The sequence below is a fragment of the Streptococcus ruminantium genome (assembly GCF_003609975.1).
Taxonomy (GTDB): Bacteria; Bacillota; Bacilli; order Lactobacillales; family Streptococcaceae; genus Streptococcus; species Streptococcus ruminantium.
The window spans coordinates 1,363,280-1,385,342 of sequence record NZ_AP018400.1 but is presented as its reverse complement, the minus strand read 5'-3'; the positions used below and the strand labels follow the sequence as shown (position 1 = coordinate 1,385,342).

Here is a 22,063-nt window from a genome sequence, read left to right as displayed (position 1 = left end):
TTTTGTTTATGTCCTTGACAAATCTTCCCAAATGGCTCTGTAATTGGGAAGATGGATTTGAGCAAAACCTTCGCAATACAAGAGAAAATGTATGAAATGTTTTCTGTAACATCATGTAAAACGAGTGAAAGACGAATGTTTTTTGTGTTTTTGTCCTAAACGACTGATTTTATATTGAAAAATAATAAGAAAAGGATTATTATAGATTATGTCAATACGACGAAAAACAAAAGGAGTATTACTTTTCTTATGAAAAAGAATATTAGATTAAAGAGCAGTATTTTGGCTCTTGTGGCTGGCTTTAGTGTGATGGCGACACAAACTGCTTTAGCAGACGAACTAGCTGTCCAATTGATAGGTGTAAATGACTTCCATGGTGCGCTTGATACGACAGGAACAGCACGCCTTGAGGGTGAAACAGTTCGCAATGCGGGCACAGCAGCGCTTTTAGGTACCTATATGGATGATGCTGAAACAGAATTTAAAGCTGAGACCGCTGAAAAACAAATGCCTGCAGAATCTATTCGTGTTCAAGCTGGTGATATGGTTGGAGCAAGTCCGTCTAACTCAGCACTCTTGCAGGATGAACCGACTGTTAAAGTATTGAACAAAATGAAGATTGATTACGGTACACTCGGTAATCATGAGTTTGACGAAGGCCTTGAGGAATATAATCGTATCATGACAGGTCAGGCACCAGAACCTGGTAAGTTTAACCCGATTGTTGACAACTACAAACGTGAAGCGGCGACCCAAGAAATGGTTATTGCTAATGTTGTCGATAAGAAAACAGGTGAAATTCCTTATGGTTGGAAACCATACGCTATTAAAACTGTCCCTATAAATGATAAGGAAGCTAAAATCGGTTTTATTGGTGTAGTAACAACGGAAATCCCAAATCTTGTTCTGAAGAAGAATTATGAACAATATACATTCCTGGACGAGGCAGAGACCATTGCAAAATATGCACGAGAATTGACAGATAAAGAAGGAGTAAAGGCCATTGTAGTGTTGGCCCATGTTCCAGCTACGAGTAAGGATGGTGTAGCTGCTGGTGAATCAGCAGATATGATTGAAAAATTAAATCGGATTTATCCTGAAAACTCTGTCGATGTGGTTTTTGCAGGGCACAACCATGTACATACCAATGGTACGACTGGAAAGACCTTGATTGTTCAGGCAACCTCACAAGGTAAGGCCTATGCAGATGTACGTGCGATTTATGATACAGACATTGCTGATTTCAAAGCTGTTCCAACTGCAAAAGTTGTTGCAGTAGCTCCAGGGAAAAAAACACCAAATCCAGAAATTCAGGCTATTGTGGATGAGGCTAATGTAATCGTTAAACAGGTTACAGAACAAAAGATTGGAACTGCCAGCCAAGCAACAGATATTTCACGCGAAGTTAATGAATTTAAAGAAAGTGCTGTGGGAAATTTAGTAACAACAGCTCAGTTAGCCATTGCTAAAAAATCAGGTTATGATGTTGATTTTGCAATGACGAATGATGGTGGTATCCGTGCTGATTTGAAGGTTCAAGCCGATGGTTCTGTTACGTGGGGAGCAGCTCAGGCTGTTCAACCGTTTGGTAATATCCTACAAATCGTCCAAATGACTGGAGAGCAGATTTATACAGCCTTGAACCAACAATATGATGAAGGTGAAAAGTACTTCTTGCAATTATCAGGTCTCAAATATATTTACACTGTGGCAGATAACCCAACAGCAGACAATCCTTATAAGGTTGCTAAGGCTTTTAAAGAGGATGGCACAGAGATTGACCCAGCAAAGACTTACACAGTTGTTATCAACGACTTTCTTCTAGGAGGCGGTGATGGTTTTTCTATCTTCAAAGATGCAAAACTGATTGGTGCTATTAACCCAGATACAGAAGTCTTTATCGAATATTTGAATGATTTGAAAAATGCAGGGCAGAGTATAAGTGCTGCAATCATGGGTAGAAAAACTTTTGTAAAACAGTATGTGGAAGAACCAAAAGTAGGTGAAAAACCAGATAGCAGTAGCTCTACGAATCAAGACAATTCATCAAAGGCGAACATCTCAAATGAAGAAAAGATGGATGATAAGAGCAAGTCGCAAGGAGATAAGAACCAAACTGGAGGAATAACTGCCAAGACAGATCAAAAAATGGCTAAAAAAGCAACAGGAAAACAAGCTCTTCCAAAAACAGGTCAGGCAGAGTTGACCTCCTTCCTTATCAGTCTAGGTGGCTTGGTGTCACTTGGTATGGCAGTATCAGTGAGACGCAAAGAGAACCAATAGCTTTTCTTTAGACAAAATAAAAAGAAAAAAGCACCAAAGTACTTTACACAGAGTGGATACTTGAGGTATAATATATCTCGTGTGTAATGGACGCACAAAAATACAGTTTATCCGCTGGGTTTAAAAGCACCTATGATTGACAAAGATAGGAGAAAAACATGAATCCATTGATCCAAAGTTTGACAGAAGGTCAACTTCGTACTGACATCCCTTCATTCCGTCCTGGTGACACTGTGCGTGTTCATGCTAAGGTTGTCGAAGGTAACCGTGAGCGTATCCAGATTTTCGAGGGTGTAGTTATCTCTCGCAAAGGTCAAGGTATCTCAGAAATGTACACTGTACGTAAAATCTCTGGTGGTGTAGGTGTCGAGCGTACATTCCCAATTCACACTCCACGTGTTGATAAGATTGAAGTAGTACGTTACGGTAAAGTACGTCGTGCTAAATTGTACTACTTACGTGCATTGCAAGGTAAAGCTGCGCGTATCAAAGAAATCCGTCGCTAAGATAGGATACAAAGGTCGTCAAAAGCGGCCAGAAAAAAGATAACCTGCCCGATGTCAAGGCAGGTTATCTTTTTTCTGGGCTTTTAGGTTATTTTGACTTCATAAGTTACACAGGTCTTGGTTCTAGACTGATTCAGATGGGTATTGACTCTCCGCGCAGTCAAGGTGTGGGGAGTTTTTGAGCAGTTCATAGGTCAGGCTCAATTCGGATTAGATGGCTGTTTTATTATCCCCAACATAGAAGTCATTCTAGAGCAGATAAAAAATAAGCATAGATACTACAAATGTAAAGATAGTTTTCCGTTAAACAATATGTTATACTGTAGTATATTCAGCATAAAGGAGGCTGTGCATGAGCCAACAATTCATTCCATCGGTTTTATCGGATTTGCGACAAGATATTGTTCAAATGCCTGAAGTTATTAAAGAATGCAGTGGTATTCGGATTTATGGCCGTCGGATTCGTTCGGTCTTGTTTACAACAGATGTATCGATCATTGCTAATCATAATGCAGATGCCATCCTAGCGGTTTACCCATTTACACCCAGTCCTACAATTATCAAGAGTATAATGCTAGTTGCCTCTGTTCCAGTGCTGGCAGGTGTCGGTGGAGGTTTGACTACTGGAAAACGTTCGGCCAATATGAGTTTATTTTCTGAATCGGAGGGAGCTTACGCAGTTGTTGTCAATGGTCCAACAGATGTTCAAACAATTGAGGAAATCAATAAGGTTGTGGATATTCCTATTATTTACACAGTTGTTTCTGAAAAATCTGACTTAGTATCGCGTATCAAGGCTGGAGTGGATATTTTAAATATTTCTTGTGGTCTAGAGACCCCCAATGTTGTGAAGAAAATTCGAGAAGATTTTCCAGATTTTCCCATTATTGCCACAGGTGGACCAACGGAAGAATCTATTCGTCGGGTTATTGAGGCTGGTGCTAATGCAGTTTCCTACACAGCTCCAAGTAATGGAGAACTGTTTAAAGGGAAGATGGAAAAATACCGTCAGTATGTAAAAGATTGATCCTACTCTTGCATTCTGCCGTTTTCTGAGTTAAAATAGAAGGCAGAGAAGCAGACTTCCCTTAGTTAAATGGATATAACAAATTCCTCCTAAGAATTAGTTGCAGGTTCGATTCCTGCAGGGGAGATTAGGAATAATACAGAAACCCTTGAAACACCAATGTTTTCAAGGAGTTTAGATTGAAGAAAAGTTCATTTTAGACAAATTCTTCAATCTTTTTTCTTTGCATTCAAAAGCGAAAAACAGAAGCATTTGACATAATAAGGTTGCTAAGATTTTAATGAAAAATTGCATCATTGTAGAATGTCTCAAAATGAGTAAATTTTCAAGGGTCATTCTATGCTCTGATCCTCTGTGTATCAAGCTTTCTTTACTTGCCTGTCCAAACTTCTTTCCCCCAAAAAATTCCATCAAGTTCCAGACTTTTTTGAAATTTTGGGTGGTATAGAATGGCATATATGTACTATTGTTTTTTCTGAATTTTAGTGTATGAAAAAAACTTAAAATGTGTTACAATGACCTATGGAGGTATAAAATGAAAAAGATTTTAAAGATTGTTGTGGGGCTTGCTCTATTCATTGGAATAGCCCTTGTAGGTTTTGGTGTTTTTATAGATAGCCGTTCGATAGACGGTAACTGGAGAACAGAAAATATAAAGAATTTGCTTATAGCAAATGCCAATGAAGAAGATATTGCTGGAATTAAGGAATTGGGGATCCGTCCAGACCAGTTAATAAAAACCATGGATATGTCTTTGGAAGTAAATGATGGGAATGCTAGTATAAAACTCAGCTATCAAGTAGACACTGAATTATTTAAAAATTCGCTTGTTAAAGTTGTGGATAATACAATAGAGAGTGAGTTACAAAAGCAAGGTCTGACATATGATGCTCTACCAGATGAAGCCAAGCAACTCATTGATAAAGAAAAACCTTCGGACAGTGCCATCAAGCAACAGATTGCGGACACATTTACAGCAGCAGCAAAGGAGATTGATGGAGAATACAATACCGAGACTGGAATCCTGACGGTTCCAATTTTAAAAGGAGTTGTAGATCCAGTCTTTAATTCAATTAAAACTACTTCAATCAATGAAAAGGCCAATAAACTTTGGAAGTTAGGCATTGATTCGGGTGATTTTAGTAAGTATGTAAAAAAAGCTGAGTCTTTGGTAATGGATCAGCAGTTTACATTCATTAAAGAATCAAAATAATAGTGTTTCAAAGAGTCTGAGGGCTCTTTTTTGTATTGTTACTAAAAAATATGTCAATGCATTTCAAGCAATTAGAAGAGATAAACATTGATTGGATCGAAAAAAGAATGAGCAGAGTGTTCCACAGGATAAATACTATGATGATAAATACTCGAAAAGCCTGAAAATACAGGCTTTTTGTGGTTTCTTACGAGTATATCTCGACTTATCGCAACTGTTGTCGATAGATACTTTCTTTGCGGTTGATAAAATAGGCTAGATAAAGAACAGGAACAGCGTAAGGTACCAGACTAATACCAAATACTTCATATCCAATCAGGATAGGTGCTAGTAGAGTATTGGTAGCCGAGGAGAATACAGTGCAATACCCAAGGGCTGCAACAAATTCTATTGGAAGACCAAGTATTCCTGCTAAGACAGCACCAGAACTAGCGCCAATAGCAAAGAGTGGAGTTACTTCACCACCTTGAAAACCGGCTACCAAACAGAGACAGGTGAGAATGAGCTTGAGAAACCAGTCGTAGGTAAAGATTTGCTCTCCTTCTAAACTAAACTCAATTAAATTGGTTCCTAGACCAGAATAACGGCCTTGGTGGAAAATAAACAGTAGGGCAGTTAACAATAATCCCATGTAGAATACTCTTTTATAAGGATCGGACAACCAAATATTTATACGAGTCTTTGCCCGCTCAAGAATCCAAGCGAAAAGATTGCCGATAATGCCAAAGCAAAGTGATAACAATAGGAATTTGAAGCTGTCTGCAATTTGAAAGTTTGGAGTTGTGATGATATGACTAAATTTTTCTAATCCAAGCAGATGAGAAGTGGTAGAGGCTGTGAAGGCTGCTAGCAAGCAATAGGGGAGGCTTGTCCATGAAAAACTCCCGACGACTAAGACTTCAATAGCGAAAAAACTAGCAGCCAAGGGTGTTTGAAAAAGTCCAGCAAAACCAGCTGCCATACCTATTTTAACTATTAAATCTTTAGAAATGGATTTGAACCAATTGGTTCCTAGCCAATGAGAAAGGGCAACTCCCAACTGAACAGCTACCCCTTCACGTCCAACAGAGGCTCCAAAAAGATGACTGATCCATGTTGTTAGCGTAATCAATGGAATCAAGACTGGAGATATATGTGTGTCTTGTCCTTGTCCTGCCTTAAAAACTAGATCCATGCCTGATCGGACAGATTTTCCCCAGTTTTGATAAGCAAAAACGAGTGCTAATCCAGCCAATGCTAAAAATGGTATCAAGCAGAGAAAGAATTTAGAGCGTAGCTCTCCTATACCTAACAGGATATTTCCAAAGAGAGTTGTCACCAAACCTGCTATTATTCCACTCGTCAGAGACAGGACAAATAGTTGAACCTGAAACCTTCCTCTATTGCTCATGGCTCATTAACTGTGAAGATTGATAAGCTCTGGACTGAGCCATGATGTCTCTAAAGGTTGCTTGAATGGTAGAGCGATATGCGTCTTTTTTTACCAAATTTCCTACACGTTCTAAGACACTTGTTTCGCGACTGCTATCAAGAACTGGTTTTCCTGTCGCCCGCTTATAAGCTGTGACTTGTTCTACCAATTCCATACGCTTTTCCAATAGGGTGACAAGTTCTTGATCTAGTTGATTGATTTGTGAACGAATGATTTCCAATTCCATGTCTATTCTCCTATAAATTATTTTGGTTGGTTTTTAGTATAGCAAAAAACAAGGCTGAAGACTAGCCTTGTTTGAGGAAGTTTACCAACTTGCTTTTTTAACTCCTGGAAGCTGACCAAGATGAGCGAGCTTACGGAATGTAATCCGACTGACACCGAATTTGCGCATGTAGGCGTGTGGACGGCCATCGGTGAGGTCGCGGTGTTTTAATCGGTTAGGATTAGAATCACGAGGAAGCTTTCTTAGAGCTTCATAGTCCCCATTTTCTTTGAGTGTTCTTCGTAATTCAGCATAGCGCTCAATCAATTCCAACTGTTTATGATAGCGAGCTATTTTTGATTTTTTAGCCATTATCTTCTCCTTTACAAATAGTTAACTAGTTAATTGTATATCAGAAATAAAAAAATTGCAAGTAAAAAACTTACTGGTGAGTTATATTTTTTCAATCTTTTATTTTATAGCTACCCTATTTATTTTTGATCAATAGCTCAGACCTAGATTATTGGAGATGAGAAAAGCATAGTTTGCTTCAAACCAATATGGGGATAGTCTGATAAAGGTACAAGCAAGGTGAGTTAAAATGATATGAAATAAGTCGAAGTAGAACTAGAAAATGGTTTGCTATAAGATTGCCCTTTTCAATCTTGTAGTAGAGGGAAAAATCATACAAGGAATATGAAAACAGATCAAACCATTAAGGTTTGATCCGTTAATTAAGTAAGTGTATCCAATTTTGCGACTAAGTCGGTTGCAAAGTTTTCTAAATTGATAATATCTTCTTCTTCAGCAGCGAGGTCAACTTTAACATTCTCAGCACCCTTGATTGCACCGCGTGAACCTAGCATAACATCGAAATCATCAACTGCACTACAGAAATCATCATAGAAAGTATCACCAGAACCGCAGACACCGTAGATTTTTCCAGTCAAATCTAAATTGGCTAGGTCAGTATAGAAGTCAACAATCTCATCTGGAAGTTCCCCATCTCCACCATAAGAATAAGTATAACTAGCTACAACAATGAGGTTTGCATCCAAAATTTCTTCGGTTTCAATGGTTGTACATTCATGAACTTGTACTTCTAAGCCTAACTCTTCTAGTTTACTGGCAACGATGTCGGCAATTTCTTCTGTGTTACCAGTCATACTAGCGTAAACTATTTTTGCTAGTGCCATAATTTCCTCCAAATTATATAGTCACCTCATTATATCACACTCCTATCATTTTCAAAAGGGGAAGTTTATGCTAAAATGATGAAAAGGAGTTGCTATGACTATTTACAGTAACATTATTGAAAAAATTCAAGAATACGACACCATCATTATTCACCGTCACCAGAGACCAGATCCAGATGCGATTGGTAGTCAGGTTGGCTTGCAAAAATTATTGCAAAAGAATTTTCCGACAAAGACTATTAAGGCAACAGGATTTGAAGCTCCCAATCTTTCTTGGATGGCAGAGATGGATGCAGTAGCGGATAAAGATTATCAGGGTGCGTTGGTCATTGTGACAGACACAGCAAACACTGCTCGTATTGATGATGCGCGTTATGCGCAGGGCGCCTTTTTGATAAAAATTGACCATCATCCCAATGAAGAACCATATGGCGACTTACTTTGGGTCAATACAGCAGCTAGTTCTTGTAGTGAAATGATTACAGAGTTCGCTATCCAAAGTCAGTTAGTTTTGGATGGAGAGATTGCTCGTTTGCTCTATGCTGGAATCGTAGGCGATACAGGCCGTTTTCTCTACCCAGCGACTAGCTCACATACCTTTGAAATGGTTGCTCGTTTGCTCCAAGAAGATTTTGATTTTGCGCACCTATCTCGTCAGATGGATACCATTGACTTTAAAATTGCTAAGCTGACAGGGTACGTCTATGATCATTTAGAGGTAGATGGATGCGGAGCTGCTCGCATTATATTGACGCGCGCAATTCTTGAGCGGTACGGTGTGACCGATGCGGATACTTCTTTCATTGTTGGCGCACCGGGGCGTATTGGAGCGGTTCAGGCATGGGGTGTTTTTGTAGAGCAAGCTGATGGCAGCTATAGGGTTCGTCTCCGCAGTAAGTATACTCCTATCAATGAGATTGCAAAACGCCACGATGGCGGTGGTCATCCACTAGCGAGTGGTGCTAACTCTTATTCTCTTTCTGAAAATGAACAAATTTACCAAGAAATCCAACAGGTAGTGAAAAATGCAAGCAAGTAGTAGAATCATTCGCTTGATGGGAACCATGATTGAAACCAAGATTTGGCATGAGCAAGCAGAAACAATCTTAGATCAGGTGGAGGAGTTGCTCTATCTATACAAGGACCGCTTTTCAGCCAATGATTTGACTTCCGAATTGATGGAGGTCAATCTCAATGCTGGGGTTCAAGCAGTTCCAGTTACGCAGGATTTATACGAACTGATAAAATTGGGCAAAAAACATAGTTTGGCTGAAGATAGCTTTCTCAATATAACAATTGGACCGCTTGTTCAGGCTTGGCGGATTGGATTTGGTGATGCTAATATTCCTCATCAAGAAATCATCAATAAAAAACTCAAACTAATCGATCCAGCTGACATTGAATTGGATGATGAAGAACAGATGGTATATCTGCCAAAGAAAGGTATGGCTATTGATTTAGGTGCTTTAGCAAAAGGCTATGTAGCGGATAGGATTGTTGAATTCTTGAAAAGAATGGATGTGGCCGCAGGCTTGATTAACCTAGGTGGCAATGTCCTAACTTTTGGTCAAGCTCCACACAATCCAGATGGTTACTGGCGAATCGGTATTCAAGATCCACAGAAAGTGCGTGGTGAAAATGCCCTAGTTCTCAAAATAAGTCAAGAATCGGTTGTTACCTCAGGTGTCTACGAAAGAACCCTTACGGTCAATGGAAAAAACTATCATCATATTTTAAGTTCTGAGACGGGGTACCCCATTGAAACGAATCTTGCTAGTCTCACGATCATCTCTAAGCGATCGGTAGATGGTGAAATTTGGACAACTCGCTTGTTTGGACAGGCGATACCAGAGATCTTTGAGATGGTTTGTCAAATACCAGAGGTAGAAGCAGTGTTAATAGATACTGAAGGACGTATTTTGTTGACACCGAGCTTGGTTGACAGGGTTGAAATAGGTTTAGAGAGGGTTTCGGATGGTTTGGCTAGTCCATCAGAGGGGAGTTTTGGAATGAGAGTTACATCCGACATCGTTTCGGGAGCCTCTGTTCTTTGAACTCTTATAGAATGTTGAAAAAATAGGTAAAAAGACTTGCCAGAAGGCAAAAATTTTGGTAGACTTAAGTGGTTATAATCTATGGCTCAGAAAGAGACCATGGCAGAAAGGAATTTTTTATAAATGAAAAAAGATATCCATCCAGAATATCGCACTGTTGTCTTCATGGACACTACTACTGGCTACAAGTTCCTTAGCGGTTCGACTAAGAAAACTAGCGAAACAGTAGAATTTGAAGGTGAAACATATCCATTGGTTCGTGTGGAAATTTCATCAGACTCACACCCATTCTACACAGGACGTCAAAAGTTCACCCAAGCAGATGGACGTGTGGATCGTTTCAACAAAAAATACGGTCTCAAGTAAGAAACAACCTCTCGGGGTTGTTTTTTTAGTTTGTAAATTAAAAAGTATATTCAATATTCAGAGACTATTTTTTCTTTATTCTTTAGAACGAAACAAGAAGGGATGAGAGAATGAATTGTAGAGTAAAACAAGAGTGAGAAAAAAGAAAAAAAATCAGTGTTTTCTTCTCCATTGAGCAATTTTTTTAAGATTCTTTTTACAAGAATGAGGTTGATTTTTAGTTTCAATGAGTGAATATTTTTGCTACAATAGGGTAAGTAAGAATTTGAAGTGAAAGTATGAGGTGTTTCATGAAATATAGAGGGACGATTGATAGTCGAATAGATTACTCGCTCATTTTACCAGTCTTTTTTCTATTAGTTGTGGGGATTATCTCGCTCTATATTGCAGTTAGTCAGGATTATCCCGCAAATGTTTTACAAATGGTAGGACAGCAAGTTGCATGGATAGGGATGGGGATGATCGCAGCCTTTTTAGTTATGTTCTTTTCTACTAAATTTCTTTGGCAAGTTACCCCCTTTTTATATGTTCTGGGGCTTATTCTAATGGCTTTACCATTATTTTTCTACAATCCTGAGTTGGTGGCTTCAACAGGGGCAAAAAACTGGGTGACTATTGGGAATATGACTCTTTTTCAGCCTTCAGAGTTTATGAAAATAGCTTATATTGTCATGTTGGCTAGAGTTATTGTTACCTTCCATAAACACTATCCGATACGGAAGATTCGTGAGGACTTTATACTCATTGGCTATATGATTTTACTGACGGTTCCGATTTTACTACTTTTGGCTATGCAAAAAGACCTTGGAACATCCTTGGTGTTTGCTGCTATTTTCAGTGGCATGCTTCTTTTATCAGGGGTTTCTTGGAAAATTTTATTACCTACAGCCTTGACCTTGTTTGTATTATTTGTCACTTTTATGCTTATTTTCATTTCTCCTGGTGGGACGACTTTCTTATACAATATAGGCATAGACACATACAAAATCAACCGTATTTCGGCTTGGTTGGATCCATTTAAAAATGCTCAAACAACTACCTACCAACAGGCTCAGAGCTTGATTGCTATTGGTAGTGGTGGATTGAAGGGCCTTGGTTTCAATAAAACCAATCTACTAATTCCTGTCCGTGAAAGTGATATGATCTTTACAGTTATTGGCGAGGATTTTGGTTTTATTGGTGGAACAGTCCTAATCGGTTTGTATTTACTTTTTATCTACCGTATGTTGCGAGTAACATTGCAATCAAACAACCGTTACTATACCTATATATCGACAGGATACATCATGATGATTCTTTTCCATGTCTTTGAAAATATTGGTGCTGCAACTGGTTTACTTCCTTTGACAGGGATTCCATTGCCTTTTATCTCTCAGGGAGGATCATCAATGGTGGCCAATCTAATCGGTGTTGGTTTGGTCTTATCAATGGGCTATCAATCACGTCTAGCCAGTGAGAAAGAGTCCAACAAATCACGTAAGAATAGAAATATTACATTAAGACGTTAGAAAGTAGGTTTATATGGTGAAAGTGGCAGTTATTTTGGCTAATGGCTTTGAAGAAATTGAAGCTTTGGCACCTGTTGATGTTTTCCGGCGTGCTGGTTTTGATTGTCAAATACTTGGTCTGAATAGTCAGGAAGTGGAGGGATCACATGGAATTCGCGTTCAAACGGATCAAATGTTTAGCGGTGAATTGTCTCCCTTTGATTTGATTGTTTTACCTGGAGGAATGCCAGGATCGGTAAATCTAAGAGATGATGATCGTTTGATTTCAGCATTGAAGCGGGCAGTTGAAATGGGCAAGTCTATTGCAGCTATTTGTGCAGCTCCGATTGTTTTAGATAAAGCAGGTCTACTAGACAGTCGTTGCTATACTTGTTTTCCTGGAAAAGAAGCAGATATTCAATCAGGCATTCATTTAGCAGAAAATGTAGTAGTTGATGGACCTATCATTACTAGTCGTGGTGCAGGTACAAGTTTGGATTTTGCATATAAATTGGTTGATTTGTTTGGTGGTGATGGCACAGAGCTTGCGCAGACAATGGTCTATAAGATTGAAAAATAAATCATGTTTTGAAGCGCTTTAAAAAGTTTTCTCTTTCTAGCGGTAGTAAAACCAAACTAGGCAAAATAGTGATGATTGTTCTAGTCGCCTTGAATAAGGTGTATCTGGATGAGTACCAATCATACAAATTCTGTCATCTGAGAGAAGATTTGAAATAGAAGCTGCCCCATATATAGCAGTGAAACAAAAGGGATTCAGAATTGATTAGCCTATCCCACTTCAAACCTGTGTTGTACTTTGTCAGGCATATTCCAATGACTTTCTCTTGAATCCTGGGAGTTCCCTAGGCTATAACAGTTGAAAATAATAATATAAAAGTGTTTCTATTTAATAGGGGTGTTTTTTCAGCCCCTTTTTTTCTATCAAAATATCAGAAAATATGGTATAATGAGAGGTATTCATCAGAATGATTTTTACCTATTTCAAATAGAAAGTGTACCCGTTGTTACTTGCTTGACGATGATTATTTTTTGTCTTGCTAGATTATTTTGTAGACTTTTATTTTTAAACGGGTAATCATTATAGAAAATAAGGAAAAGAAATGACAGAAGAAATCAAAGATTTACAAGATAAGGCTCAGGAATATGATGCCAGTCAGATTCAGGTTTTGGAAGGGTTGGAAGCAGTTCGGATGCGTCCGGGAATGTATATTGGTTCCACTTCCAAAGAGGGGCTTCATCATCTGGTTTGGGAAATTGTTGATAACTCCATAGATGAGGCCTTAGCTGGATTTGCAGATAAGATTGAAGTCTATATCGAACCGGACAACTCGATTACAGTAATTGATAATGGTCGTGGAATCCCTGTTGATATTCAGGAAAAAACAGGTCGTCCTGCTGTGGAAACAGTCTTCACCGTTCTCCATGCTGGTGGGAAATTTGGCGGAGGCGGCTATAAGGTCTCTGGTGGCTTGCACGGCGTAGGTTCTTCCGTAGTAAATGCTCTTTCAACACAGTTGGATGTTCATGTCTATAAAAATGGTCAGGTTTATTTTCAAGAGTATCATCGTGGTGAGGTCGTTGCAGATTTGAAAGTGGTGGGAGAAACGGATCGTTCTGGTACGACTGTGCATTTTACACCAGATCCAGAAATTTTCAATGAAACAACTGAGTTTGACTTTGCTAAGTTGAATAAACGTATTCAGGAGTTGGCTTTCCTCAACCGTGGTTTGAATCTTTCTATTACAGATAAGCGTGAAGGACTTGAACAAACCAAGGAATACCACTATGAGGGGGGGATTGCTTCCTATGTTGAGTATCTCAATGAAAACAAAGATGTTATTTTTGAAATGCCTATTTACACCGAAGGTGAAATGGATGATATTACGGTAGAAGTCGCCATACAATATACGACTAGCTACCATGAAAATGTGGTCAGTTTTGCAAATAACATCCACACCCATGAAGGGGGGACTCACGAGCAGGGATTCCGAACAGCACTTACGCGTGTTATCAATGATTATGCAAAGAAAAGTAAAATTCTCAAAGAGAACGAGGACAATCTGACTGGCGAAGATGTACGTGAGGGCTTGACAGCTGTCATCTCCGTGAAGCATCCTGGGCCACAGTTTGAAGGACAGACCAAGACGAAGTTGGGCAACAGCGAGGTTGTCAAGATTACCAATCGTCTCTTTTCAGAAGCTTTTTCAGAATTTCTTTTGGAAAATCCGCAGGTTGCTCGTCGAATCGTTGAAAAAGGGATTTTGGCAAGTAAGGCTCGCATAGCAGCTAAACGGGCGCGTGAAGTGACTCGTAAGAAATCTGGTCTTGAAATTTCCAATCTTCCTGGGAAATTGGCTGATTGTTCCTCAAATGATGCGACAAAAACAGAACTCTTTATCGTTGAGGGAGATTCAGCTGGTGGTTCTGCTAAGTCCGGTCGTGATCGTGAGTTTCAAGCTATATTGCCAATCCGTGGTAAGATTTTAAACGTAGAAAAGGCTAGCATGGATAAGATTCTGGCCAATGAAGAAATTCGCAGCTTGTTTACAGCGATGGGAACTGGATTTGGAGCTGATTTTGATGTCAGCAAAGCCCGTTATCAGAAACTGGTTATCATGACTGATGCCGATGTGGATGGCGCCCATATCCGAACTCTCCTTTTGACCTTGTTTTACCGCTATATGCGTCCAGTGGTAGAGGCTGGCTATGTCTATATTGCGCAACCACCAATTTATGGAATCAAAGTTGGAAGTGAAATAAAAGAATACATCCAGCCTAGTGTTAATCAAGAACAAGAATTGCAAGATGCCTTAGCGAGACATAGTACAGGACGTTCCAAGCCAACTATTCAGCGTTACAAAGGTTTGGGAGAAATGGATGATCATCAGTTGTGGGAAACAACGATGAATCCAGAAAATCGTCTTATGGCACGTGTTTCTGTTGATGATGCTGCGGAAGCAGATAAGATTTTTGACATGTTGATGGGGGACAGAGTTGAGCCTCGGCGAGAGTTTATTGAGGAAAATGCTGTTTATTCAACATTAGATGTCTAAAAACGAAAAAAACAAGTGCATATACTAGAGATTTATGGTATAATTAAGCGATATTTTCTAGTAATTATTATGAGCTAAGGAGATTTACATGCCTACAGGAACAATCATCTTAATCGTTTCGATTGTTATTATTCTAATCATTGCCTATGTAGCTTGCTTGATTATTCGCAAACGCAATGACAACCTCTTGGTTGCATTGGAGGAACGCAAGGAAGATCTATTTAACCTCCCAGTTAATGAAGAAGTTGAGACTGTTAAGGCTCTTCATTTGATTGGTCAGAGTCAGGTTTCATTCCGTGAGTGGAATCAAAAGTGGGTGGATTTATCGCTCAATTCGTTTGCTGATATTGAAAACCATATTTTTGAAGCAGAGAGCTACAATAATTCTTTTCGTTTTGTTAGTGCTAAAAACGCTATTGATAGCATTGAAAGCCAAATTGATTTGATTGAGGAAGATATTTCTTCTATCCGTCGCGGTCTAATTGAGCTGAGGGAACAAGAGGAAAAAAACTCTGGTCGTGTCAAACATGCTTTAAACTTATTTGATAACTTGCAAGCAGCCGTTCGTGAAAATTCTGAGAGTTATGGCGAGACATTGCCAGAGCTTGAAAAACAGTTGAAAAATATTGAAGTCGAGTTCTCTGAGTTTGTGATGCTTAATTCATCAGGTGACCCTATAGAAGCTGCTGAGATTCTTGACAAGACAGAAGAGCACATGATTGCCTTGAATCAAATTATGGATCGTATCCCAGATTTGATTGAAAAAGTAACCAAAAACTTCCCAGAACAGTTAGAAGATTTGGAATCTGGTTATCGCAAATTAGTTGAGCAAAATTACTTATTTACAGAAGCAAATATTGAGTCGCAATTCCAAAATATTCGCGTATCGATCCGTGAAAATACAGCCCTGATTGTTTCTTTTGATTTGGATGCTGCAGAGGCTGAAAATGAAGCCATCCAGGCGAAAATTGACCATCTGTATCGTATTTTTAATCGAGAAATTGATGCCAATAAGGCAGTTGTTAGGATTAGCAAAAACTTGCCGAAATTTTTGGAACATGCTGTGCAAAACACACAACTTTTGGATGAGGAAAGTCAGCGTTTGAATGCTTTGTACCTTCTAGCTGACAGTAAACTTTCACGGATTGAGCAGTTGAAAAAACGCTTGGAAACAATTGAAATTGTTGTGGCAGAAAGCGTAGAAGATCTTGAGAATCCACAAGTAGCTTACTCTATTTTGGAAGAACGTCTGGAGCATTCCCTAGCTAGTTTGAAAGAAATTGAAGAAGAGCAGCTAGTATTGGCTGACTATCTCAAATCGCAAGAAGTATCAGAAAGTACAGCACGCAAAAAGGCTACTCTTTATATCAATAAGCTTCATACCCTTAAGCGTTATATGGAAAAGCGCAATCTTCCAGGGATTCCGGCAGAGTTCTTGACTAGCTTTTTCAGAACCAGCGATCATGTAGAAACCTTAATTGCTGAACTGGATTATAAGCGGATTAACACAGAAGTCGTCAATCGTCTGTTGGAAAATGCAACCTATGATATGAATCAATTAGAGGAGTTAGCATACTTAATCGTGCAGAACGCTACTTTGACAGAGCAGCTTTTACAGTATTCTAACCGTTACCGTTCATTTGATGAAAGTGTACAAAAAGCCTTCAACCGCTCGCTGTCAATCTTTGAAAAAGAATTTGACTATCAAGCAGCTTTTGAAGAAATTTCATTTGCTTTGGAGACGGTTGAGCCGGGTGTAACAGAGCGCTTTGTACGTTCGTATGAGAAAACTCGAGAGGCTATCCGCTATTAACAGTAAAAGACTGTCTAATCACGCATTTACAAAGTGATAGCAGTCTTTTCTTTTTGGAAGATATGAAACATTTTTAGCAGTGATAATGATTATGGTTTTCTGTTTGCATGCTGCGAGTGCTTAATGGGGATAGCATCTAAAAGAAAATAATCCTTTTATAGAGGTTAAATATGTTTTGTTTCAGTAGATTATTCCAATATCATTGTGCTTATTATGAAGCCTGGAAAGAGAGACTTGAAAATATTGGTGAAAGTATTACTAGTTCTTGTAATTTTTCAGAAATCTGGTAAGATGGAACAAAATAGGCATTAAGGTGGGAAATGTTTTGAATGATTGGCTAGGGGACGGATACATCTCTGATATATAGGAGAATCATTAGATAGTTACGTTGGATTGGTTATTGTGCTGGAGTTGGTTGCGTTTATTCTAACATCCGTAAGCCAGCAGGTTAGAACTGGGTTTGCTCTTAGGAGCAGCTCAAAGTGATTGAGGTGATAAATGAAGAAAATTAAAGGATTAGTGGTCATGGATGTAGACAGCACCTTGATCATGGAAGAAGGAATTGATCTATTAGGAGAAGAAGCTGGCGTAGGATCGCAGGTGGCGGAGATTACTGAGCGAGCCATGAGAGGAGAATTGGATTTTGTAGAAGCTTTAAGAGAGCGGGTCGCCCTTCTTAAAGGTTTGCCAGAAACGGTTCTTGCTACTATTTTTGATCGCATTCATTTTACACCTGGTGCAGAGGAGCTGGTGGCAGAGCTACACAGACGTGGATATAAAGTAGCAGTAGTGTCAGGTGGATTTCATCAAACGGTAGATAGGTTAGCGGAGCGTCTTAATTTGGACTATGTGGAGGCCAATACACTTGAGATTGTGGATGGAGTTCTTACAGGTCAAGTACTTGGTGAAATTGTGACAAAGGATGTAAAAAAGGCTAAATTGAGGGCTTGGGCTATGGAAAATAGTCTGGAAATGAAGGATACAATTGCTATGGGAGATGGGGCAAATGACTTACCGATGATTCAAGAAGCGGGTATTGGAATTGCTTTTTGTGCCAAATCAGTTGTTGAGAAGGAAGCTCCCTACCGAATTACAGAGAAGAATTTATACAAATTGATTGAGATAATTGATGAAGTGGCTTCCCAAAGCAAGTAAAAACTGCCAGGAACAATAGAGGCAGTGTAGTTTACTAGATAAAATAGTGATAGAGTATAAAAAGGCCCGATTTATTTCGAGCCTTTTGGTATTAAGCTAAAAGAAACTTCTCTAACTCTTTCACACTTTGAACAATATGACTGGCACCAGCAGTTTCAAATTCTTGCTTCGTTCCGTAGCCATAGAGAACACCGATGGCAGGCAAATTATTGGCAGATGCTCCCTCAATATCGTGCTCCCTATCGCCAATCATAATAGCTGGAAGGGAGATAGAGTTTATCTGTTTTAAGGCATAGGCAATAACATCCGTTTTGCTGATACGGCTGCTATCCAAACTCGCTCCAGCAATCACTTCAAAATAGTGAGCAATTCCAAAATGTTCCAAGATTTGTTTAGCAAAAACTTCTGGCTTTGAAGTGGCGATCACAAGTGTTTTCCCATTCGTTTTCAGTTTTTCTAGGAGAGAAATGATACCTGGATAAAGCTGGTTTTCAAACATTCCTTTTTCTTTGAAATAGATACGAAAGGCATCTACTGCAGCTTGTGTCTCTTCTTGATTCAGTTGATAGAATCGTGAAAATGATTCATATAAAGGTGGACCGATAAAACGTTGTAGATTGGCTGGATTCGGTTCTTCTATCCCCATCTTTTCAAGTGCGTAGGCAACTGAGTTTAAAATTCCTTGACCAGAGTCTGTCAATGTTCCATCTAGGTCAAATAAAATAGTCTGATACATATCGATCTCCTTTCCTTTAGTATACCATACTCTTTGAAAATCAAATTCAGTTTTTGTAAAACTAGGTATGATAACTGAAGAATCTTGTATAGTTTAGTAGAAAATAGTATTGATATAAGCTTCATTTTAACTTCGGTAAATGGATTTTCGGTTTTTATCTTATTTCCTTATGTCTTGGTTTGGCGGGAAGAGTTCATTTATCTTTTTTATCCACAAGAGTCCCTTTCAGAAGTTTTAGCTATTTTCTTTCCCTCGTTATTTTAATAGATGGTTGAAACTATTTGATTTTCAGTGAATACCGACTAAAAGATTTCTTGAAAGGCTATGGCAGTAGTGCTATACTAATAATATAAAGTAAAGGAGGTTTCTCAGTCATGCATGTTTTAATTGCTCCAGATTCATTCAAGGAATCTCTTTCTGCTTCGCAGGTCGCTCAGGCTATTCATTCAGGTTTTTCTAAAGTTTATCCTCAAGCGAGTTATGATTTACTCCCACTGGGTGATGGTGGCGAAGGAACGGTTGATAGTCTGGTAGAAGCCCTACAACTTAAACGAAAACAGACAGAAGTTACAGGACCTTTTGGTGAAAAAGTTTCTGTTTCCTATGCAACGAAGGATGATATTGCAGTCTTTGAAATGGCTGAAATTGTTGGTCTTGCAAGTATTCCAAAAGAAAAGAGACATCCTCTTCAAATTAGGACTCATGGCGTTGGTGAATTGATTTTACATGTGGTTAGAGAAGGTGCGAGACATGTTTTTATCGGCATAGGTGGCTCTGCTAGTCATGATGGTGGGATTGGGATGGCAGCAGGTTTAGGAGTAAATTTTTATGATGCGAATGGACAGATTGTAGAGGCTATTGGGGCCAACTTAGGAAAGATTGCTAGTTTTTCTGCAGAAGCTATTGTATCTGACCTATCTCAAGTCAGTATTGACTTGGTGGTGGATGTGGATACTCCTCTTTGTGGTCCTAAAGGAGCTACGCATGTTTTTGCAGCTCAAAAAGGATTGGCAGTATCTGAATTTGGGCAGGTGGATGAGGAAATGAGATCCTTCTATCAACTTGTGAATCCTACTATTCTTGATTTGGCTGGAGCTGGTGCAGGAGGGGGTATGGCGGCAGGCTTGGTACAATTTGCTAGAGCCAGCATTCAAAATGGTATTGACTTTGTTTTGGATCAGCTACGATTTGATGAGCGGGTCGTTCAGGCAAATTTAGTTATTGTAGGAGAGGGGAGGATGGATGCACAGAGTTTGGGAGGGAAAACTCCTATGGGAGTTGCTCGACGAACACCTGTAGGTATTCCAGTGATCGCGATTTGTGGTAGTCTTAAAGGAGATTTACCGGATTTTCCCATTGAAAATATCTGTGCAGCTTTCCCGATTATCGCTGAAGTTGGAGGTTTAGAAGACACGCTCCGAAAAGCAGAAAAAAATTTAGTACGAACAGCGGAACAAGTGGCGAGAACTCTTCAACTAGGTGGAAAAATGAATTAAGAAGTTTTCAACCAATGCAATTAAAAAAAGGGAAGCATTGCTTACCCAAATAATTTTTTCCAGAAGGAAGGCTTTTCCTCTTTCTTTTTTTCCTCTTCAGTAATAAGTTTTGGAAATACGTCTTCTAAAGTAATTTTTTCTTTATCTATAGCATGGTCTGTATGAAAAACAAGAGCATAGGGCGATTGTCCTATTTTTTCATCAATGATGGATGTAGTAATTGTGTGAGTCTGAGCCATTTTCATGAATGAAACTTGTAAGCGATCAGATAGAGACGGGGACAGCTTTAAAAATAGAGGAATATGACTACTAGATAGTTGTTGGCAGATGCTATCAAAGTTGTGAATGAATTGTTGTTTTTGTATCTCCTCAAACGAGATAAGTAGCACTACCCGTTCCCGATAGGTTCCCATATAAAGTCGTTGTTCATCGGGATTGAAACGGGTTTCTCCAGAGGCTTTTTGCAGAATAGTAGTATGTAAATCGTTCATAATTTTAGTATACCATATCAGATTCAGTTTGCAAAGGAAGGCGTTTACATCAGCTCTTTCAGTAAAAATAACCTATTTTTTCTTGAAAAATCCCCTGTTTTAAGGTATGATAACAGTGTAACTATTTTAAACTCAAAGGAGAGTAATATAATGTCAATTATTACTGATGTTTACGCTCGTGAAGTCCTTGACTCACGCGGTAACCCTACACTTGAAGTCGAAGTTTATACTGAATCAGGTGCTTTCGGACGTGGTATGGTTCCATCAGGAGCTTCTACTGGTGAGCACGAAGCAGTTGAGCTTCGCGATGGTGACAAGTCTCGTTACCTCGGTCTTGGTACTCAAAAAGCTGTTGACAACGTGAATAACGTGATTGCTGATGCTATCATTGGTTTTGACGTTCGTGATCAACAAGCTATCGACCGCGCTATGATTGCTCTTGACGGTACTCCTAACAAAGGTAAATTGGGTGCAAATGCTATTCTTGGTGTTTCTATTGCTGTTGCGCGTGCAGCTGCTGACTACCTTGAAGTGCCACTTTACACTTACCTAGGCGGATTCAATACCAAAGTATTACCAACTCCAATGATGAACATCATCAACGGTGGTTCTCACTCTGATGCTCCAATTGCTTTCCAAGAATTTATGATTTTGCCAGTTGGTGCTCCTTCATTTAAAGAAGGTCTTCGTTGGGGTGCTGAAGTATTCCACGCTTTGAAAAAAATCTTGAAAGCTCGTGGTTTGGTAACTGCAGTTGGTGACGAGGGTGGTTTCGCTCCTAAGTTTGAAGGAACTGAGGACGGTGTTGAAACAATTATCGAAGCTATTGAAGCAGCTGGTTATGAAGCTGGTGAAAATGGTATTATGATTGGTTTTGACTGTGCGTCATCTGAGTTCTATGACAAAGAACGCAAAGTTTATGACTACACTAAATTTGAAGGTGAAGGAGCTGCCGTTCGTACGTCTGCAGAGCAAATTGACTACCTTGAAGAGTTGGTTAACAAATACCCAATCATCACGATTGAGGATGGTATGGATGAGAACGACTGGGATGGCTGGAAAGCTCTTACTGAGCGTCTTGGTAAACGCGTTCAATTGGTTGGTGATGACTTCTTTGTAACAAATACTGACTACCTTGCACGTGGTATCAAGGAAGGTGCTGCTAACTCCATTCTTATCAAGGTTAACCAAATCGGTACCCTTACTGAAACATTTGAAGCTATCGAAATGGCTAAAGAAGCTGGTTACACTGCGGTTGTGTCCCACCGTTCAGGTGAAACAGAAGATTCAACAATTGCTGACATTGCAGTTGCAACTAATGCTGGTCAAATAAAGACAGGTTCATTGTCACGTACAGACCGTATTGCTAAATACAACCAATTGCTTCGTATCGAAGATCAATTGGGTGAAGTTGCAGTCTACAAAGGCTTGAACTCATTCTACAACTTGAAAAAATAAGCTGTATAGCAATTTTAAAACTCTCTAGTTTTCTAGGGAGTTTTTGTTTGGTTTAGTAACAATTAAGTCAA

General features: G+C 39.2%; 20 protein-coding genes and 1 tRNA gene. 15 read left to right on the top strand and 6 right to left on the bottom strand.

All coding sequences use genetic code 11. The features are described from left to right. Positions 1-249 precede the first annotated feature (249 nt). The 5 genes from SR187_RS06575 to SR187_RS06550 all read left to right on the top strand — a co-directional run bounded on the left by SR187_RS06575 (position 250) and on the right by SR187_RS06550 (position 5,029). Positions 250-2,283, top strand: a complete 2,034-nt coding sequence (locus tag SR187_RS06575) for a surface-anchored 5'-nucleotidase (protein WP_120171910.1) — start codon at positions 250-252, stop codon at positions 2,281-2,283. Between the two features lie 158 nt (positions 2,284-2,441). Beyond that, positions 2,442-2,789, top strand: a complete 348-nt coding sequence (gene rplS / locus SR187_RS06570; protein WP_011921928.1) for a 50S ribosomal protein L19 — start codon at positions 2,442-2,444, stop codon at positions 2,787-2,789. Positions 2,790-3,141: 352 nt separating this feature from the next. Further along, positions 3,142-3,816 (top strand): beta/alpha barrel domain-containing protein, encoded by a 675-nt coding sequence (locus SR187_RS06565; protein WP_024532644.1) that lies wholly within the window; start codon positions 3,142-3,144, stop codon positions 3,814-3,816. Positions 3,817-3,871: 55 nt separating this feature from the next. Then, positions 3,872-3,943, top strand: a tRNA-Arg gene (locus tag SR187_RS06560). Between the two features lie 408 nt (positions 3,944-4,351). After that, positions 4,352-5,029, top strand: a complete 678-nt coding sequence (locus SR187_RS06550) for a hypothetical protein (RefSeq protein WP_120171908.1) — start codon at positions 4,352-4,354, stop codon at positions 5,027-5,029. A gap of 205 nt (positions 5,030-5,234) precedes the next feature. Here the strand turns inward: SR187_RS06550 and SR187_RS06545 are convergent, their stop codons facing one another. The 4 genes from SR187_RS06545 to SR187_RS06530 form a co-directional block, all read right to left on the bottom strand. Continuing rightward, the gene (locus SR187_RS06545) at positions 5,235-6,419 is read right to left on the bottom strand and encodes a chloride channel protein (protein WP_120171907.1); all 1,185 of its coding nucleotides are present in this window, start codon (positions 6,417-6,419) and stop codon (positions 5,235-5,237) included. Continuing rightward, a complete protein-coding gene (locus tag SR187_RS06540; protein WP_024532648.1) occupies positions 6,409-6,687 on the bottom strand; it encodes a chorismate mutase in 279 nt (92 codons plus the stop codon). The genes SR187_RS06545 and SR187_RS06540 overlap by 11 nt, the downstream gene beginning before the upstream one ends. 81 nt (positions 6,688-6,768) lie before the next feature. Further along, positions 6,769-7,038: a 30S ribosomal protein S14 gene (gene rpsN / locus SR187_RS06535; protein ID WP_024532649.1), complete on the bottom strand. Its 270-nt coding sequence runs from the start codon at positions 7,036-7,038 to the stop codon at positions 6,769-6,771. A 362-nt stretch (positions 7,039-7,400) separates the two neighbouring features. Beyond that, on the bottom strand, positions 7,401-7,862 hold the full coding sequence (locus tag SR187_RS06530) for a flavodoxin (RefSeq protein ID WP_024532650.1): 462 nt from the start codon (positions 7,860-7,862) through the stop codon (positions 7,401-7,403). A gap of 94 nt (positions 7,863-7,956) precedes the next feature. Here SR187_RS06530 and SR187_RS06525 point away from each other — a divergent pair, with 94 nt between their 5' ends. The 8 genes from SR187_RS06525 to serB all read left to right on the top strand — a co-directional run bounded on the left by SR187_RS06525 (position 7,957) and on the right by serB (position 17,811). After that, positions 7,957-8,901, top strand: a complete 945-nt coding sequence (locus tag SR187_RS06525) for a DHH family phosphoesterase (RefSeq protein ID WP_120171906.1) — start codon at positions 7,957-7,959, stop codon at positions 8,899-8,901. Then, complete coding sequence (locus SR187_RS06520; RefSeq protein WP_120171905.1) at positions 8,888-9,916, top strand: FAD:protein FMN transferase; 1,029 nt, start codon at positions 8,888-8,890, stop codon at positions 9,914-9,916. Before SR187_RS06525 ends, SR187_RS06520 begins: the two co-directional genes overlap by 14 nt. 123 nt (positions 9,917-10,039) lie before the next feature. Continuing rightward, positions 10,040-10,282, top strand: a complete 243-nt coding sequence (locus tag SR187_RS06515) for a type B 50S ribosomal protein L31 (protein WP_024532653.1) — start codon at positions 10,040-10,042, stop codon at positions 10,280-10,282. Between the two features lie 278 nt (positions 10,283-10,560). Further along, on the top strand, positions 10,561-11,790 hold the full coding sequence (locus SR187_RS06510; RefSeq protein ID WP_079276145.1) for an FtsW/RodA/SpoVE family cell cycle protein: 1,230 nt from the start codon (positions 10,561-10,563) through the stop codon (positions 11,788-11,790). 13 nt (positions 11,791-11,803) lie between these two features. Beyond that, positions 11,804-12,349 carry a DJ-1 family glyoxalase III gene (locus SR187_RS06505; RefSeq protein ID WP_120171904.1) on the top strand — a complete coding sequence of 182 codons (546 nt, stop codon included), beginning with the start codon at positions 11,804-11,806 and terminating at the stop codon, positions 12,347-12,349. A 541-nt stretch (positions 12,350-12,890) separates the two neighbouring features. Continuing rightward, on the top strand, positions 12,891-14,843 hold the full coding sequence (gene gyrB / locus SR187_RS06500) for a DNA topoisomerase (ATP-hydrolyzing) subunit B (RefSeq protein WP_120171903.1): 1,953 nt from the start codon (positions 12,891-12,893) through the stop codon (positions 14,841-14,843). Between the two features lie 88 nt (positions 14,844-14,931). Continuing rightward, positions 14,932-16,656, top strand: coding sequence for a septation ring formation regulator EzrA (gene ezrA, locus SR187_RS06495; RefSeq protein ID WP_024532657.1), 1,725 nt, complete (start codon positions 14,932-14,934; stop codon positions 16,654-16,656). 498 nt (positions 16,657-17,154) lie between these two features. Then, positions 17,155-17,811 carry a phosphoserine phosphatase SerB gene (gene serB / locus SR187_RS06490; protein WP_120171902.1) on the top strand — a complete coding sequence of 219 codons (657 nt, stop codon included), beginning with the start codon at positions 17,155-17,157 and terminating at the stop codon, positions 17,809-17,811. Positions 17,812-17,902: 91 nt separating this feature from the next. Here the strand turns inward: serB and SR187_RS06485 are convergent, their stop codons facing one another. Next, complete coding sequence (locus SR187_RS06485) at positions 17,903-18,547, bottom strand: HAD family hydrolase (RefSeq protein ID WP_024532659.1); 645 nt, start codon at positions 18,545-18,547, stop codon at positions 17,903-17,905. Between the two features lie 374 nt (positions 18,548-18,921). On the opposite strand from SR187_RS06485, the gene SR187_RS06480 reads away from it, so the two are divergent. Further along, complete coding sequence (locus SR187_RS06480; RefSeq protein ID WP_120171901.1) at positions 18,922-20,043, top strand: glycerate kinase family protein; 1,122 nt, start codon at positions 18,922-18,924, stop codon at positions 20,041-20,043. Between the two features lie 41 nt (positions 20,044-20,084). Here the strand turns inward: SR187_RS06480 and SR187_RS06475 are convergent, their stop codons facing one another. After that, positions 20,085-20,534, bottom strand: a complete 450-nt coding sequence (locus SR187_RS06475; protein WP_024531912.1) for a DUF1694 domain-containing protein — start codon at positions 20,532-20,534, stop codon at positions 20,085-20,087. 150 nt (positions 20,535-20,684) lie between these two features. Here SR187_RS06475 and eno point away from each other — a divergent pair, with 150 nt between their 5' ends. Next, complete coding sequence (gene eno / locus SR187_RS06470) at positions 20,685-21,992, top strand: surface-displayed alpha-enolase (protein ID WP_002935704.1); 1,308 nt, start codon at positions 20,685-20,687, stop codon at positions 21,990-21,992. The last annotated feature ends 71 nt before the right edge of the window (positions 21,993-22,063 follow it).

Bases quoted from the DNA above. Each gene is read 5' to 3' on its own strand.
- SR187_RS06545 (WP_120171907.1), bottom strand. From the start codon at position 6,419: ATGAGCAATAGAGGAAGGTTTCAGGTTCAACTATTTGTCCTGTCTCTG.
- SR187_RS06515 (WP_024532653.1), top strand. From the start codon at position 10,040: ATGAAAAAAGATATCCATCCAGAATATCGCACTGTTGTCTTCATGGAC.
- SR187_RS06480 (WP_120171901.1), top strand. From the start codon at position 18,922: ATGCATGTTTTAATTGCTCCAGATTCATTCAAGGAATCTCTTTCTGCT.
- serB (WP_120171902.1), top strand. From the start codon at position 17,155: ATGAAGAAAATTAAAGGATTAGTGGTCATGGATGTAGACAGCACCTTG.
- SR187_RS06505 (WP_120171904.1), top strand. From the start codon at position 11,804: ATGGTGAAAGTGGCAGTTATTTTGGCTAATGGCTTTGAAGAAATTGAA.
- SR187_RS06565 (WP_024532644.1), top strand. From the start codon at position 3,142: ATGAGCCAACAATTCATTCCATCGGTTTTATCGGATTTGCGACAAGAT.
- SR187_RS06485 (WP_024532659.1), bottom strand. From the start codon at position 18,547: ATGTATCAGACTATTTTATTTGACCTAGATGGAACATTGACAGACTCT.
- rpsN (WP_024532649.1), bottom strand. From the start codon at position 7,038: ATGGCTAAAAAATCAAAAATAGCTCGCTATCATAAACAGTTGGAATTG.
- ezrA (WP_024532657.1), top strand. From the start codon at position 14,932: ATGCCTACAGGAACAATCATCTTAATCGTTTCGATTGTTATTATTCTA.
- SR187_RS06525 (WP_120171906.1), top strand. From the start codon at position 7,957: ATGACTATTTACAGTAACATTATTGAAAAAATTCAAGAATACGACACC.
- SR187_RS06540 (WP_024532648.1), bottom strand. From the start codon at position 6,687: ATGGAATTGGAAATCATTCGTTCACAAATCAATCAACTAGATCAAGAA.
- SR187_RS06510 (WP_079276145.1), top strand. From the start codon at position 10,561: ATGAGGTGTTTCATGAAATATAGAGGGACGATTGATAGTCGAATAGAT.
- SR187_RS06575 (WP_120171910.1), top strand. From the start codon at position 250: ATGAAAAAGAATATTAGATTAAAGAGCAGTATTTTGGCTCTTGTGGCT.
- SR187_RS06520 (WP_120171905.1), top strand. From the start codon at position 8,888: ATGCAAGCAAGTAGTAGAATCATTCGCTTGATGGGAACCATGATTGAA.
- SR187_RS06530 (WP_024532650.1), bottom strand. From the start codon at position 7,862: ATGGCACTAGCAAAAATAGTTTACGCTAGTATGACTGGTAACACAGAA.
- SR187_RS06475 (WP_024531912.1), bottom strand. From the start codon at position 20,534: ATGAACGATTTACATACTACTATTCTGCAAAAAGCCTCTGGAGAAACC.
- rplS (WP_011921928.1), top strand. From the start codon at position 2,442: ATGAATCCATTGATCCAAAGTTTGACAGAAGGTCAACTTCGTACTGAC.
- gyrB (WP_120171903.1), top strand. From the start codon at position 12,891: ATGACAGAAGAAATCAAAGATTTACAAGATAAGGCTCAGGAATATGAT.
- SR187_RS06550 (WP_120171908.1), top strand. From the start codon at position 4,352: ATGAAAAAGATTTTAAAGATTGTTGTGGGGCTTGCTCTATTCATTGGA.
- eno (WP_002935704.1), top strand. From the start codon at position 20,685: ATGTCAATTATTACTGATGTTTACGCTCGTGAAGTCCTTGACTCACGC.